The following is a 15,335-nucleotide window of genomic DNA, read 5'->3' as shown; positions in this document are numbered from 1 at the left end:
CTCAAACCTCCTCGACGGCCAAGACCCCCTCGACACCCCGCATCATCGCCTTGACCATGGGAGTCACCGGGATCTCGCGGCCGATATCAACCTCGATCTCGCCGCCTGTCTCCGGGTCCGGCACACAAAACAGCAACGGACCCAATGACTTGCGCGGCGCTTTGTTGGGTGGATTGCGCTCAAGGATCTCATGGATCTCCGGCAAAGCCTGTGGCCCTTCCAACCGGATGCGCAATCCGGATGCTCCGGCATCCGCGACCACGTCATCAATCGCCTGCGCCGCACGCGCCAGAAGCTTCAGCGTATCCGCCTCCATTGTCGCCTCGACGGTCAGCACAACGTTCATGCCTGTCTCAAGGTGTTGGCGCGCCGTTTCCAGCGTGTCCGAAAACATGGTGACTTCGTACAGCCCTGTCGTGTCCGACAATTGCACAAAGGCAAAGCGATTGCCGCGCGCCGACTTGCGCTCTTGCCGCGACGAGACCGACCCCGCAATCCGCGCCACAAAGGACCCGCCCTGAGCGCGTTTCGTGACCTCGGCCAATGTCAGCACGTCCTTGCGCTTGAGGGCACCGGCATAGTCGTCCAGCGGATGCCCCGACAGATAGAAGCCAATCGCCTGATGCTCGGCCGACAGGCGGTCCATCGGCAGCCAATCGCCCCTGGGCGCAAGGCGTGGCGGCGGCAAGTCATCGCCGCCCGCAAACAGAGAATGTTGCCCCGACGTGGCGGCCTCATGCGAGGCGGCGGAATAGGCCGTCAGCGCATCGAGGCTCTCGAACACCCGCTTGCGGCTTTTCTCCAGCGCATCGAACGCTCCCGCCCGCGCCAGCATTTCTAGCGACCGCTTGCCGATCCGTTTCATATCGGCGCGTTGCGCAAAATCGGTCAGGTCGCGGAACGGCGTGTCGCCGCGCGCCTCGACAATCAGGCGCATGGCCTCGACGCCGACGTTTTTCAGCGCGCCCAAGGCATAGACGACCTTGCCCTCGGCGACGCTGAACGTGGCCAGCGAGCGGTTGACGCAAGGGGCGACCACGTCGATCCCCATGCGATCCACCTCCCGCTTGTAAATTGCAAGCTTATCAGTGAGATGGATGTCGCAGTTCATCACCGCGGCCATGAATTCGACCGGATGATTGGCCTTCAACCACGCGGTTTGATAGCTGACCACGGCATAGGCGGCGGCGTGTGACTTGTTGAATCCGTAATTCGCAAATTTCTCTAGTAGATCAAAGACTTCTCCGGCTTTCTTGTCAGTGACGCCATTTTCGGTCGCGCCTTTGATGAACTTCGGGCGCTCCTTGGCCATCTCCTCGGCGATCTTCTTGCCCATCGCCCGGCGCAACAGATCAGCCCCGCCCAGAGAATACCCGCCCATCACCTGCGCGATCTGCATCACCTGTTCCTGATAAACGATGATGCCTTGGGTTTCCTCGAGGATATGATCAATGGAAGGGTGAATGGATTCAATGGGTTTCAACCCGTTCTTCACCTCGCAATAGGTGGGAATGTTCTCCATCGGGCCGGGACGATAGAGCGCCACCAACGCGACGATATCCTCGATGCAGGTCGGCTTCATGCGCCGCAGCGCATCCATCATGCCCGAGCTTTCCACCTGGAACACCGCCACCGTGCGCGCCGACGCATAGAGCTTGTAGGTCGGCGCATCATCGAGCGGGATCAAGTTGATCTGCCCCTCAGCCCCCACAGCCGGCGCGTAAATCTGCCGGCCATCCGGCGCGATATGCAGGTCGCGGCCCGAAGTATGGATCAGGTCGATCGCATTCTGGATCACGGTCAGGGTTTTCAAACCCAGAAAGTCGAACTTGACCAGACCCGCCGCCTCGACCCACTTCATGTTGAACTGCGTGGCGGGCATATCCGAGCGTGGATCGCGGTAGAGCGGCACCAATTCATCCAGAGGTCGGTCGCCAATCACCACGCCCGCCGCGTGGGTCGAGGCATTGCGCAACAGCCCCTCAACCTTTTCGGCATAGTCCAGAAGCCGCGCGACAACCTCTTCCTTCGCCGCCTCGCGCAGCCGCGGCTCATCGGCCAGCGCCTTGGTGATCGAGACCGGCTTCACGCCTTCGACCGGGATCATTTTTGACAGTTTGTCGACCTGCCCATAGGACATCTGCAACACGCGCCCGACATCGCGCACCGCCGCTTTCGACAGCAGCGCGCCAAAGGTGATGATCTGCCCGACCTTGTCGCGGCCGTATTTGTCTTGCACATAGCGGATCACCTCCTCTCGGCGGTCCATGCAAAAGTCGATGTCAAAGTCCGGCATCGAGACGCGTTCGGGGTTCAGGAAACGCTCGAACAGCAGCGCATAGCGCAGCGGATCAAGGTCGGTGATGGTCAGGGCATAGGCCACCAACGAGCCCGCGCCCGACCCCCGCCCCGGCCCCACGGGAATCCCCTGCTCCTTGCCCCATTTGATAAAGTCGGCAACGATCAGGAAATAGCCCGGAAAGCCCATTTTCTCGATGATGCCCAGTTCGAAATCCAGCCGCTCTTGGTATTTTTCGGGCGTCACGGCGTGGGGAATGACCTTGAGCAGATCCTGCAGCCCTGCGTTCGCTTGACGGCGCAACTCCTGCACCTCGTCATCGGCGAATTTGGGCAAAATGGGGTCGCGTTTATAGGCGGCAAAGGCGCAACGGCGCGCAATCTCGACGGTATTTTCCAGGGCCTCGGGCAGATCGGCAAACAGCGCCGCCATTTCCTCGGGTGTTTTCAAATAATGCTGCGGCGTCAGGCGTCTGCGGGGCGCTTGCTGATCCACATAAGCGCCATCCTTGATGCACAACAGCGCATCATGCGCCTCATACATCTTGGCATCCGGGAAATGCACGTCATTGGTGGCGACCAAGGGCAGGTCCATCGCATAGGCCATCTCGACAAACGGGCGTTCAGTCGCCCGCTCCGCCTCGGTCAGCGCGCCCCCCTCGCCGGGATGCCGTTGAAGTTCCACATAAAGACGGCCGGGAAACACCGCGGCCAAACTTTGCATCAAGGCCTGCGCGCGCGTGGTCAACCCGTCGCGGATCAAGCGCCCGACGACGCCATCGGGCCCGCCGGTCAAGCAGATCAGCCCCTCGGCATGTTGGGCCAGATCCTGTGGCGTGACATGGGGCAACTGACCGTCCGTGCGCAAATACAGGCACGAATTGAGCTTCATCAGATTTTCATACCCGGCCTCATCTTGCGCCAGCAGAACCAGCGGCGCGGCGGCGCGCGGCTTGTCACCGACCTGCTCTGGCGGCAACATCACGTCGATCTGACAGCCGACAATGGGCTGAACCCCGGCCCCTTTGGCCAACACCGAAAACTCCAGCGCCGAAAACAGCGCATTGCTGTCGGTCACGGCCACGGCGGGCATTTTTCGCGCTTCACACAGCTTGACCAGCTGCTTCAACGGCAGCGCGCCTTCCAGCAAGGAATACTCGGTATGGACGCGCAGGTGAATGAATCGGGGATCTGACATTGGCCCAGAGTATCCGTCGGGCGCATGGACGCAAGAGAGATCCTATCTTCAACATATCGTTGAAAATGCTTATCCACGCAGTCCAAAGTTCTTGCTTGCGTGAACGCAGTCAGAGTTGTTCACTCAAGGTCGGGATATCAAGGAAAACTCTGCACGCCTTACGCCGCATCGGGCGCAGAGCCTCATCACTGTAAGCGAGATAGCGGCGGATCGACGCATGACCGAGATTAGCTTTGTTCTCAACGGATCGGCCATAGAGGTCGCAGATCAGCCGCCAACGCGCACCCTGCTCGACTGGCTGCGCGAGGATCAGGGCCTGAAAGGCACCAAGGAAGGCTGCAATGAGGGCGACTGCGGCGCCTGTACCGTGATGGTTTCCGACCAGAACGGCACGCGCGCCTTGAATGCCTGCATCCTGTTTCTGCCGCAGCTTCAGGGCAAGGCGGTGCGCACTGTCGAAGGCTTGCGCGACCTTGACGGCGCGCTCCACCCCGTTCAGCAAGCGATGGTCGAGCATCACGGCAGCCAGTGCGGCTTTTGTACGCCGGGCTTTGTGGTGTCGATGGCCGTCGGACACCTGAACGGCGAAACCGATCACGACACGCATCTGGCAGGCAATCTGTGCCGCTGCACCGGCTACGCCCCGATCATCCGCGCCGCCGAAGCCGCCGAGTCCGCCCCGGTTCCCGCGTGGTTGAAAGACCAGACCTCCCCCGAATTCATCTTGCCAAAAATACTCAAAAATTCTGACGTCAGCCTCCCGCGCAGCGCCGATGATCTGGCGACATGGTATGCCGCCAATCCAGATGGGCGCTTGATCGCCGGCGCCACCGATGTCGGGCTTTGGGTCACCAAACAGCTGCGCGACCTCGATAAAGTCGCCTTCATCTCCGGCGTTGAGGATCTGCGCGGCATCACCGTCTCTGACACCGAAATCCGCATCGGCGCGGTGGCGACTTTGGCCGAAATCATGCCCGCCATCGCCCCCTATCACCCGGATTTCGCCGAAATGATCCGCCGTTACGGCTCGGCTCAGGTGCGGGCGGCGGCGACCTTGGGCGGCAACATCGCCAATGGTTCGCCGATCGGCGATGGCCCTCCGGCGTTGATCGCGCTGGGGGCAACCTTGCATCTGCGCAAGGGCGACACGCGGCGCTCCCTCCCGATCGAGGATTTCTTCATCGACTACGGCAAGCAAGACCGCGCGCCGGGTGAATTTGTCGAGGCGGTCAGCATCCCGCGCCAGCCCGACCGGCTGAAATGCTACAAGATTTCCAAGCGGTTCGATCAGGATATCTCGGCGCTCTGCGGTTGTTTCAACATCACCGTCACGGACGGCACCGTGACCGATGCCCGCATTGCCTTTGGCGGCATGGCCGGCACCCCCAAACGCGCCAGCGCTGTCGAGGCCGCCTTGCTGGGCAAGCCCTGGACGCAAGACACGGTGCAAGCCGCCCTGCCCGCCTTTGCCCAGGATTTCACGCCGATGTCGGATATGCGCGCCTCGGCAGAGTACCGCATGACCAGCGCGCGCAATCTGCTGGTGCGCTATATCCTTGAGGATCAGGGGTTCGAGACTCGCGTTCTGGAGGTTGAGGCATGAGCGTTCACAAATCCCTGCCCCATGATGCCGCACCCCTGCATGTGACCGGCGAGGCGCGCTATGTCGATGACATTCCCACACCCTCGGGCACGCTGCATCTGGCGTTTGGACTGTCGGAGATCGCGCATGGCACGATCACCGCGCTGGACCTGAGCGCCGTGCGCGCCGCCCCCGGCGTGGTCGCGGTGCTGATCGCCGAGGATATCGGTGACGCCGATTGCAGCCCGTCGAACCATGACGAGCCATTGTTGGCACAGGGCGAGGTGCATTACGTTGGCCAGCCCGTGTATCTGGTGGTCGCCACCTCGCATCTGGCGGCGCGAAAAGCCGCGCGTCTGGGCAAGGTCAGCTATGAGGAAAAACCGGCGATCCTGACCATCGAGGATGCGATGGCCGCCGACAGCCGGTTCGAGGACGGCCCGCGCATCTGGGCACGCGGTGATGCCGACGCGGCAATCAAGCGTGCGGCGCAGCAGATCGAAGGACGCCTCGAAATGGGCGGCCAGGAGCATTTCTACCTCGAAGGGCAAGCCGCGCTGGTGCTCCCGCAAGAGGGCGGCGACATGCATGTGATCAGCTCCACCCAGCACCCGACCGAAATTCAGCACAAGGTCGCCGAGGCAATCGGCGCGCCGATGCACGCGGTTCGGGTGGAAACGCGGCGCATGGGCGGCGGCTTTGGCGGCAAGGAAAGTCAGGGCAATCATCTGGCGGTCGCCTGTGCTCTGGCCGCGAAACGGACCGGCAAGCCGTGCAAGATGCGCTATGACCGCGACGACGATATGGTGATCACCGGCAAACGCCATGATTTCCGCATTGATTACCGCGTGGGCGTCGATCCCGAGGGTCGGATCGAGGGGATCGAGTTCCTTCACTATACCCGCGCGGGCTGGTCGATGGACCTGACCTTGCCGGTTGCCGATCGGGCGATGTTGCACGCGGATAACGCGTATTTCCTGCCCAATGTGCGCATCGAGAGCCACCGTTTGCGCACCAATATGTGCTCGGCCACGGCATTTCGCGGGTTTGGTGGTCCGCAGGGGATGCTGGGCATCGAGCGGGTGATGGATCATATCGCGCATACCTTGGGCCTTGATCCGCTGGCGGTACGCCGCGCGAATTATTACCGCGCCACCACGCCGGCGAAAAGCGGTGCCGGAACGGCCAAACGGTTTGGCGGCGCGCATAGCCCCAAGGCACCGACAGACAGCGGCCCGCAGACCACGCCTTATGGCCAGGTGGTCGAGGATTTCATCCTGCATGACCTGACCGACCGGCTGGCCGAAAGCGCCGGTTACGCCGCCCGACGCGCCGCGGTGGACGACTGGAACGCCGAGAACCCGATCTTGAAAAAGGGTCTCGCGCTGACCCCGGTGAAATTCGGCATCAGTTTCACGCTGACCCACCTCAATCAGGCGGGGGCGTTGGTGCATGTCTATCAGGACGGCTCGATTCATCTGAACCACGGCGGCACGGAAATGGGTCAGGGCCTGTTCCAGAAACTCGCGCAGGTGGCAGCATCGAGTTTCGGCGTGGGGTTGGAGGCGATCAAGATCACCGCCACCGACACCGCCAAAGTGCCCAACACCTCGGCGACGGCGGCCTCCTCGGGGTCTGACCTGAACGGCATGGCGGTCAAGGCCGCCAGCGACACGATCCGCGACCGGATGGCGGATTTTCTGGCCGAGTTGCACCAGACCACCGCCGACGCTGTGCGGTTTGCCGAGGGGCGGGTGACTGTCAAGGACGCCGATTACAGCTTTGCCGAGGTCGCCACCCTTGCCTATACAGCGCGCGTCAGCCTGTCCTCGACCGGGTTCTATGCGACGCCCAAACTCGCCTGGGACCGGATCAAAGGCGACGGGCGGCCATTTCTGTATTTCGCCTATGGGGCCGCCGTGTCCGAGGTGGTTCTTGACACCTTGACCGGCGAATCGCGGATCTTGCGCACCGATATCTTGCACGACTGCGGCAACAGCCTGAACCCGGCGCTGGATATTGGCCAGATCGAGGGCGGCTTTGTGCAGGGTGCCGGTTGGCTGACCACCGAGGAACTGGTCTGGGACGGCAAGGGCCGTTTGCGCACCCACGCGCCCTCGACCTACAAGATTCCGGCCTGTGGCGACCGCCCGCGGGTGTTCAACGTGGCCCTTTGGGGGGCCGAAAACCCCGAGGACACGATCCACAAATCCAAGGCCGTGGGCGAGCCGCCCTTCATGCACGGCAATTCGGTGTTTCTGGCGTTGTCGGATGCCGTGGCGGCCTGTGGCGATGGGTCGCTTTATGCCAACCTCGACGCCCCCGCCACGCCCGAGCGTTTGCTGGCCGCTGTCGATCGCCAGCGGGGCGGCCATGTTTGACCGCGCCGCCCTGGAGGCCGCCGTCAAGGCGCATGGCTGCGTGGTGCGCGTGGTGATCTGCGCGCATCAAGGCTCATCCCCGCGCGAGGCGGGCGCAGCGATGCTGGTCTGGGCCGATGTCAGCGACGCGGGCGGCCAGTCCGGCACCATCGGCGGCGGCACGTTGGAATACGAGGCGAGCCTGAAAGCGCGCGCCTTGCTGCAAGGGGGGGGCGGCGCAGGTTGACCGTATCGCGCTTGGCCCCAATCTTGGCCAATGTTGCGGCGGTGCCGTGACCTTGGCCTATGAACCCATCGACGCCGACACATTGGCGACCATTCCCCATGACGGTCTGTTCCTGCGCCCCCTCGCCCGCGATGCCGCGCCCGAGATGCCCTTGGCCTTGCGCCGCGCGCTGAAAGCGGCCCGCAATGAAGGGATCACCGGCACGCGGTTTGTGCAGGGCTGGCTGGCGGAGCCCGTCGCGCCACCGACCCGCGCGCTCTGGGTGTGGGGCGCGGGCCATGTCGGGCGCGCGATTGTCGCCACGCTGGCCCCCTTGCCTGATCTGTCGATCACCTGGATCGACACGGCGCGCAACCGCTTCCCCGACACCATCCCCGACGGCGTGACGATGCGCATTGCCGAGAACCCGGCACCGCTGATGGCCGAGGCCCCGAAAACCGCCGAACATCTGATCCTGACCTACTCGCACGCGCTTGATCTCGACCTGTGCCACCGCAGCCTTGTGCAGGGCTTTGCCCGCTGCGGGTTGATCGGCTCGGCCTCGAAATGGGCGCGGTTTCGCAACCGATTGCGAGGGTTGGGCCACGCGCCCGCCGATATCGACCGCATAGACTGCCCGATTGGTGACCCGGCGCTGGGAAAACACCCGCAGGCCATTGCCATTTCCGTCGCCGCAGTGATCCTGTCGCAGCCCGGCACCGCCCGCCTCAGGGAGATCGTTTGATGAACCAACCCTTGTTATCCATCCAGAACCTGACCAAAGCCTACCCCGGCGTTGTCGCCAACAGCAATGTAAGCTTTGATATCGGCGAGGGCGAAGTCCATGCCCTGCTCGGCGAGAATGGCGCGGGAAAATCGACACTGGTCAAGGCGATCTACGGGCTGGTGCGGCCCAACTCAGGGCAGATGCTCTGGCGGGGCCAGCCTTATGCGCCGGGCGCGCCGCCTCAAGCCCGCGCCACGGGGGTGGCGATGGTGTTCCAGCATTTCAGCCTGTTCGACGCGATGGATGTGGCCGAGAATGTCGCCTTGGGCATGGACAACCCGCCGCCCATCCGCGAATTGGCGGCGCGCATCACCGAGGTCTCGCAGAATTATGGCCTGCCGCTGGACCCGGGTCGCATGGTGGGCGACCTGTCAGCGGGCGAGCGCCAGCGCGTCGAGATCATCCGCTGCTTGCTGCAAAACCCGCAACTGCTGATCATGGACGAGCCGACCTCGGTGCTGACGCCGCAGGAGGTGGATATCCTGTTCAAGACCCTGCGCCAGTTGCGGTCCGAGGGGAAATCCATCCTGTATATTTCGCATAAACTCGAAGAAATCAGGTCGCTGTGCGAAAACGCCACGGTGTTGCGGCTTGGCAAGGTTGTGGGCCGGGCCGACCCGCGTGAAGAAAGCGCACGCTCGCTGGCCGAGATGATGGTCGGGCAAGTGCTGCATCAACCGTCTCGCGATGCGGTCGATCCCGGTGAAACGCTGCTGCAACTGACCAACCTGTCGCTGGCGCCGCAATCGGCCTTTGGCACATCGTTGAAAAACATCACCATGACGGTGCGCGCGGGCGAAGTGCTGGGCATCGGCGGGGTCGCGGGCAACGGGCAGGATGAACTGCTGTCGGCGCTCTCGGGCGAGGTGCGCTCTGACCGCGACGCGATCCGCATGGCCGGAGAACCCGTCGGCCACTTCGGCCCGACCGCCCGGCGCGCGCTGGGGCTGTTGTGCGCCCCCGAAGAACGGCTTGGACACGCCGCCGCCCCCGATATGAGCCTGACGGAAAACGCGTTGCTCACCGGGGCCTGGCGCGAAAAGCTGGTCCGTCGCGGGTTCGTCAACTGGGGCAAGGCGCGCGGTTTTGCCGAGCAGGTGATCGAACGGTTCGACGTCCGCACCCCCGGTCCGCATGTCGTCGCACGCGCCTTGTCGGGCGGCAATTTGCAGAAATTCGTCATTGGCCGCGAGATCCTGCAGCGCCCGTCGGTGCTGGTGGTGAACCAGCCGACCTGGGGGGTTGATGCCTCGGCGGCGGCGGCGATCCGGCAGGCGTTGCTGGATCTGGCGCAAGCCGGGGCTGCGGTGGTCGTGATCAGCCAGGACCTTGATGAACTCCTCGAAGTCGCGGATCAATTTGCCGCGCTGAACGCCGGGAAACTGAGCGCGCCGCGCCCGGTGCAAGGGCTGACCATGGACCAGATCGGCCTGATGTTGGGCGGAGCGGAAGGAGACAGCAATGTTGCGGCTTGAGAAACGCCCGATGCCCTCGCAGGCATGGAATTACGCCACGCCGGTCGTGGCGGTTTTCCTGACGATGATCGCTGGCGGACTCCTGTTCCTCGCACTGGGCAAGAACCCGTTCGAGGCGATCAAGCTGATTTTCTGGGATCCGCTGTTCTCGGAACAATTCGCCGCCTATTCGCGCCCGCAACTGCTGGTCAAGGCCGGGCCCTTGATCCTGATCGCCGTGGGTCTGTCGATCGGCTTTCGCGCGGGGATCTGGAATATCGGCGCCGAGGGGCAATACATCATCGGCGCGCTGTGCGCGACCGCGACGGCGCTGTATTTCTACCCGGCGGAGCTGTGGATCGTCTTTCCCTTGATGATCATCGCGGGGGCTCTGGGCGGATGGGCCTGGGCGATGATCCCGGCGATTCTGAAAACGCGCTTCAACACCAACGAAATCCTTGTGTCGCTGCTGCTGGTCTATGTGGCCGAAAAGCTGCTGGCCGCCGCCGCGACCGGGTTCATGCGAAACCCTGAGGGCTCGGGCTTTCCCGGATCGCGCAACATCTTCAACTATGCCGCCGCCTCGAACCAGGAATTGTTCGCCAACACCGGCCTGCATTGGGGCGGGGTCACGGCGCTGATTGCGGTGCTGTTTGCCTATGTCTTGCTGCAACGCCACATCCTTGGCTTTCATGTGCAACTGGCCGGGCAAGCACCGCGCGCCGCCAAATTCGCAGGCGTTGCGCCATCCCGACTGGTGCTGCTGTGCATGGGAATCTCGGGTGGCATGGCCGGGCTGGCCGGCATGTTCGAGGTCGCGGGCCCGGCGCGGCTGATCACCATCGATTTCAACTCGGGCTATGGATTCACCGCGATCATCGTTGCGTTTCTGGGTCGTTTGCACCCGGTGGGCATCGTGTTGGCGGGGTTGCTTCTGGCGCTGACCTATATCGGCGGTGAGTTGGCGCAATTCATGCTGAATTTGCCGTCCTCGGCGATCCAGGTGTTCCAGGGCATGTTGTTGTTCTTCCTGCTCGCCCTCGATGTCCTGTCGAATTATCGCATCCGGTTGGACTTTGGCAACCGCAGCAAGGAGGCCGTGTGATGGACCTTTCCTCAATCAACCCTGTCGTGCTGATCGCCTCGCTGATGGTTGCGGCAACGCCGATCCTGTTGGCGGCGCTCGGCGAACTGGTGGTCGAGAAATCGGGCGTTCTGAACCTTGGTGTCGAGGGCATGATGATCGTCGGCGCGGTCTCTGGATTCGCCGCGACAATCATCACGCAAAACCCGTATCTGGGGATGGTGGCGGCGGTTGTCGCGGGGGCGCTGGTGTCGCTGATCTTTGCGGTGCTCACGCAGATCCTGATGGCCAATCAGGTCGCCTCGGGTCTGGCGCTGACGTTGTTCGGCCTGGGACTGTCGGCGCTGGTCGGGCAAAGCTATGTCGGGGTCGTGCCGCCCCGCACGCCAAAGATCGACTTCGGCTTTCTCAGCGACCTGCCGGTGGTCGGTCGCATGGTCTTTGGCCATGACATTCTGGTTTACATCTCGCTGCTGCTGGTGGCCGCGACGTGGTATTGGCTGAACAAGACACGCGGTGGCCGGGTGTTGCGCGCGGTGGGTGAAAACCACGACAGCGCCCATGCCTTGGGCTACAAGGTCAAGCGCGTGCGCATTCTGGCGATCATGTTCGGCGGCGCCTGTGCAGGTCTGGGCGGCGCGTATCTCAGCCTTGTGCGGGTGCCGCAATGGACCGAGGGCATGACGGCCGGTGCGGGCTGGATCGCGCTGGCGCTGGTGGTGTTTGCCTCATGGCGGCCGTGGCGCGTTCTGGCCGGGGCGTATCTGTTCGGCGGAATCATGGTCTTGCAGTTGAATTTGCAAGCGGCGGGCTTCCGTATCCCGGTAGAATATCTATCAATGTCCCCGTATTTGATCACTATCCTGGTTCTCGTTGTCATGTCATCGAATTCGAGGACGCAGTTCACTGTCGGCTCCGGGATCTCTGGGCCGATCGTTCCACGCCGCCGGGTAAACCGGCCGTAACCAAGGGCGAATGCCCGTCACACTAGGGAGTGTATCCATGAAACGTAGAACCCTTCTGGCCTCGTCGGCCATGGCCTTTGGCCTTGCCGCAACGCTGGGCACCGCCGCTTTGGCACAAGACCCGATGAAAGTCGGCTTCATCTATGTCGGCCCGGTCGGTGACTTTGGCTGGACCACCGCGCATGACGTGGCCCGCCAGGCCGCGCAAGAGCATTTTGGCGATGCCATCGAGACCGTTTTTGTCGAAAGCGTCCCCGAGGGGGCGGATTTCGGGCCGCGTCATGACGCAGATGGCGCTGTCCGGCGTTGACATGATCTTCGCCACCTCGTTCGGCTACGGCCCCGAGATCAACGCCGTTGCGCAACGCTTCCCCGATATCGCCTTCGAGCACGCAACCGGCTATCTGCAAGAGGCCCCGAACGTCTCGTTGTATAACGCGCGCTTCTATGAAGGCCGCGCCGTCATCGGCCATATCGCGGGCCGCATGACCGAATCGAACGTGATCGGCTATATTGCGTCCTTCCCGATCCCCGAAGTGATCATGGGCATCAACGCCGCCTATCTTGCAGCGCGCGCGGCCAACCCGGATGTGCAATTCCGCGTCGTCTGGGCCTTCTCGTGGTTCGACCCGGCACAAGAGGCCGCCGCCGCCGAGGCCCTGATCGAGCAAGGCGCCGACATCATCATGCAGCACACCGACTCGACCGCGCCACTGACCGTCGCGCAGCAGCATGGCGCGCTGGCCTTTGGTCAGGCGTCGGACATGTCGTCCTTTGCGCCCGACGTGCACCTGACCGCCATCGAAGACAACTGGGCACCCTATTACATCAGCCGCATTCAGGCGCGGCTTGACGGCACCTGGGCGGCTGAAAACGTCTGGCTGGGTATCGGCGACGGCGAAGTCGTGCTGTCCCCATTCAGCGACCGCATCCCCGCCGACGTACAGGCCGAAGCCAATGCGATGATTGCCGCCATTTCGGATGGCTCGTTCCACCCGTTCACGGGCCCGATCAACCGTCAGGACGGCACGCCTTGGTTGGCCGAGGGTGAAACCGCGCCCGATGGCGATTTGTTGGGCATGAGCTTCTATGTTGAGGGCATGACCGGCGATATCCCGAACTGATCTTTGCCACAGTCGTGAAACGGGGCGGTCCGAAGGCTCGGGCCGCCCTTTTTTGTCTCTGGTCGTCGGGGCCTTACGCCGCCAACCCGTCCCAGATTTCCAGCGCGCGCCCGGCGTTCATCACCACCGGGCCACCACCCATCTGGATCGCCATCGCCAGCACATCGCAGAATTCCTCGCGCGTGCAGCCCAGCTTTTGCAGCAGATCCGCATGGTAGCCGACGCAATCGTCACAGCCCTGAACCACGGCGATCCCGATCGCCACATATTCCTTTTCCTTGACGCTGATTGCCTCCGCGGCCTTGACCGCCGCCCCAAGTTGCCCAAACGCTTTCATCGGCGCGTTGACGGCCTTGATAAGCGCGCGCGACCGGTCTTTGGTGCGCTCCAGCTCTGCCCGAGGATCCATGATATTCCCTTTCTCGAATGTCTGTTCTCGCGACAGATCGCACAGCCAGCCGCGAGCGGCCTTGATATGGGTCAAGTCAGCGTGGCGCGCGGCGGGTGATCAGCATCAGGTTGTTGGCGGGCATCGCGACAAGATCGACCACCTCCAGGCCCGCATCACACAGCACGCCCTGAACCCACTCGATCTCCTTGTAACCGATGTCGGGGTCTTGGGCGCGCAGGCTGGCGTCAAAGCGCGCGTCGCCCTCCGAGACCAGAACGCCACCTTGCCGAAACGGACCATAGAGGCAGAACACACCGCCGTCGGCCAGCGCCTTGGGGACCTCTTGCAACAAGACCAAAGCCTCGGCGGTGGAGATCAGGTGCAAGAGATTGGTCAGGCACATGGCGTTCCACACCTCGAACTTGCGCGCCCAGCCGGGCGTGCACGCGTCCAGCCGGATGGGGGCGGCGACGTTCGCAATGCCCTCGACCCAGGCCATGATCGACGCCAACGCCTCTGGGTTCGCGTCGCTGGGCTGCCACCCCAGCCCCGGAAACCGGCGCGCAAATTCGGCGATATGCTGCCCGGTGCCGCTGGCAAGTTCCAAGGCGCGCCCGGATTCGGGCAACACGCGCTGCAACACCGCCAGAATCGGTGCCAGATTGCGCGCCGCCGAGGGGGCGTGGCGGCGCGCGCCCTCACGCGGCGCGCTGCTATCTGGCAGGGTCAGGTTCCTCATCACCGGAACCGCGCGGGCGAGAGTGCCTGAACCACCGCGGCCGACAGCCCTGAGGCCGGACCACCCAGCGTTTCCGCCAAAACCCGCGCCGCGCCGGGAGCCGACAGGAACCCCTGCCCGCCCTGCCCGGCGCACCAGACAAAGCCGGGGTCGCGCGGATCGGGGCCAAGAACCAGGGTTCGGTCAGGCGCAAAACTGCGCAACCCCGCCCACGAGGTTTCAACCCGGATGACCGGCTCGATCATCATCTCTTCATAGCGCGCCAACCCTTCGGCCAGCACCATGTCATCGCTATAAGCGTCATGCGGCTCCATTGGGTCCTCCTCGGCCGGCGAGATCAGCAATTTGCCCGCCTCGGGCTTGGCATACCAGGTTTCACCCGCGCCAATCACCATCGGCCAACCCGAGACATCGCGCCCACCGGGCGGCGGGATTTGCGCAATCGAGCGACGGTAGGGCGTGATGCCAATCGGCGCGATCCCGGCCATCCGCGCCACGCCATCCGCCCAGGCGCCCGCCGCATTGATGACGCGGCGCGCAGTCAGCGTTTCGCCCTTGAGCGTTGCCCGCCAGCCCCCGGCCACGCGCTCCATTGCCTGCACCGGCGCCTTGGTGCGGATCTCGCCGCCATTGGCGCGGATCATGCGCGCGTAGGTTTGCATCAACAGATCGGTGTCGATGTTCTTGGCGCTGTCGGTATAGGCGGCCAAGGCCACCGCTTCGGGGTCGAGGATGGGAAACCGGTCCAGCGCCTCGGCCTTGGGGATCACCGCCAACCGCAACGCCTGAACATCGGCGTCGAACGCCACGCGATCCTGCGCCCGGCCGACGACCATGAAGCCGCGCGGGCTCATCACCCCCAACGCCTCGAGATCCGCCCCGCTGGCGCGCGCCACCGCGACCGTGGCGGGCGCGCCGTAATCCGCCTCATACAGCGCCGCAGAGCGTCCGGACGTGTGATAGCCAAGGCTCGCCTCGCTCTCGACCACCAACACCCGGCCCAAGGCCGAGACCCGTGCCCCCGCCGACAACCCGGCGATTCCGCCGCCAATGATCAAGAAATCCAGCATCAGCCCTCGCCTTTTCGCGAAGGGTGGCAGAGGATGCGCGCAAGTACAAGGAGACCC

General features: G+C 63.6%; 10 protein-coding genes and 2 pseudogenes. 8 read left to right on the top strand and 4 right to left on the bottom strand.

Translation table 11 applies throughout. The features are described from left to right. Window position 1: 1 nt before the first annotated feature. On the bottom strand, window positions 2-3,496 hold the full coding sequence (gene dnaE, locus VDQ28_RS15335) for a DNA polymerase III subunit alpha (protein ID WP_323036755.1): 3,495 nt from the start codon (window positions 3,494-3,496) through the stop codon (window positions 2-4). A 217-nt stretch (window positions 3,497-3,713) separates the two neighbouring features. Here dnaE and xdhA point away from each other — a divergent pair, with 217 nt between their 5' ends. From xdhA to VDQ28_RS15300, 8 genes and pseudogenes are all read left to right on the top strand, one after another. Further along, window positions 3,714-5,099 carry a xanthine dehydrogenase small subunit gene (gene xdhA, locus VDQ28_RS15330; RefSeq protein ID WP_323036754.1) on the top strand — a complete coding sequence of 462 codons (1,386 nt, stop codon included), beginning with the start codon at window positions 3,714-3,716 and terminating at the stop codon, window positions 5,097-5,099. Next, window positions 5,096-7,459 (top strand): xanthine dehydrogenase molybdopterin binding subunit, encoded by a 2,364-nt coding sequence (gene xdhB / locus VDQ28_RS15325; protein WP_323036753.1) that lies wholly within the window; start codon window positions 5,096-5,098, stop codon window positions 7,457-7,459. Before xdhA ends, xdhB begins: the two co-directional genes overlap by 4 nt. Next, window positions 7,452-7,685, top strand: a complete 234-nt coding sequence (locus VDQ28_RS22645) for an XdhC family protein (protein ID WP_416349394.1) — start codon at window positions 7,452-7,454, stop codon at window positions 7,683-7,685. The genes xdhB and VDQ28_RS22645 overlap by 8 nt, the downstream gene beginning before the upstream one ends. Window positions 7,686-7,731: 46 nt before the next feature. Next, entirely contained in the window at window positions 7,732-8,409 is a 678-nt protein-coding gene (gene xdhC, locus VDQ28_RS15320; RefSeq protein WP_416349393.1) for a xanthine dehydrogenase accessory protein XdhC, read from the top strand. Continuing rightward, on the top strand, window positions 8,409-9,926 hold the full coding sequence (locus VDQ28_RS15315; RefSeq protein ID WP_323036752.1) for an ABC transporter ATP-binding protein: 1,518 nt from the start codon (window positions 8,409-8,411) through the stop codon (window positions 9,924-9,926). Before xdhC ends, VDQ28_RS15315 begins: the two co-directional genes overlap by 1 nt. Then, a complete protein-coding gene (locus VDQ28_RS15310; protein WP_323036751.1) occupies window positions 9,913-11,010 on the top strand; it encodes an ABC transporter permease in 1,098 nt (365 codons plus the stop codon). The genes VDQ28_RS15315 and VDQ28_RS15310 overlap by 14 nt, the downstream gene beginning before the upstream one ends. Further along, a pseudogene (locus VDQ28_RS15305) lies at window positions 11,010-11,943 on the top strand (ABC transporter permease). Before VDQ28_RS15310 ends, VDQ28_RS15305 begins: the two are co-directional and overlap by 1 nt. Before the next feature lie 48 nt (window positions 11,944-11,991). Then, window positions 11,992-13,078: pseudogene (locus tag VDQ28_RS15300) on the top strand (BMP family ABC transporter substrate-binding protein). Between the two features lie 73 nt (window positions 13,079-13,151). On the opposite strand, the gene VDQ28_RS15295 reads toward VDQ28_RS15300, so the two are convergent. The 3 genes from VDQ28_RS15295 to VDQ28_RS15285 all read right to left on the bottom strand — a co-directional run bounded on the left by VDQ28_RS15295 (window position 13,152) and on the right by VDQ28_RS15285 (window position 15,278). Next, window positions 13,152-13,487, bottom strand: coding sequence for a carboxymuconolactone decarboxylase family protein (locus VDQ28_RS15295; protein ID WP_323036750.1), 336 nt, complete (start codon window positions 13,485-13,487; stop codon window positions 13,152-13,154). Between the two features lie 76 nt (window positions 13,488-13,563). Beyond that, window positions 13,564-14,208: a DUF938 domain-containing protein gene (locus VDQ28_RS15290; protein ID WP_323036749.1), complete on the bottom strand. Its 645-nt coding sequence runs from the start codon at window positions 14,206-14,208 to the stop codon at window positions 13,564-13,566. Continuing rightward, window positions 14,208-15,278, bottom strand: a complete 1,071-nt coding sequence (locus VDQ28_RS15285; protein ID WP_323036748.1) for an FAD-dependent oxidoreductase — start codon at window positions 15,276-15,278, stop codon at window positions 14,208-14,210. Before VDQ28_RS15285 ends, VDQ28_RS15290 begins: the two co-directional genes overlap by 1 nt. Window positions 15,279-15,335: the final 57 nt, after the last annotated feature.

It is taken from the genome of Pararhodobacter sp., from assembly GCF_034676545.1.
Classification (GTDB): Bacteria; Pseudomonadota; Alphaproteobacteria; order Rhodobacterales; family Rhodobacteraceae; genus Pararhodobacter.
This window is presented reverse-complemented; position numbering and strand designations above follow the sequence as displayed.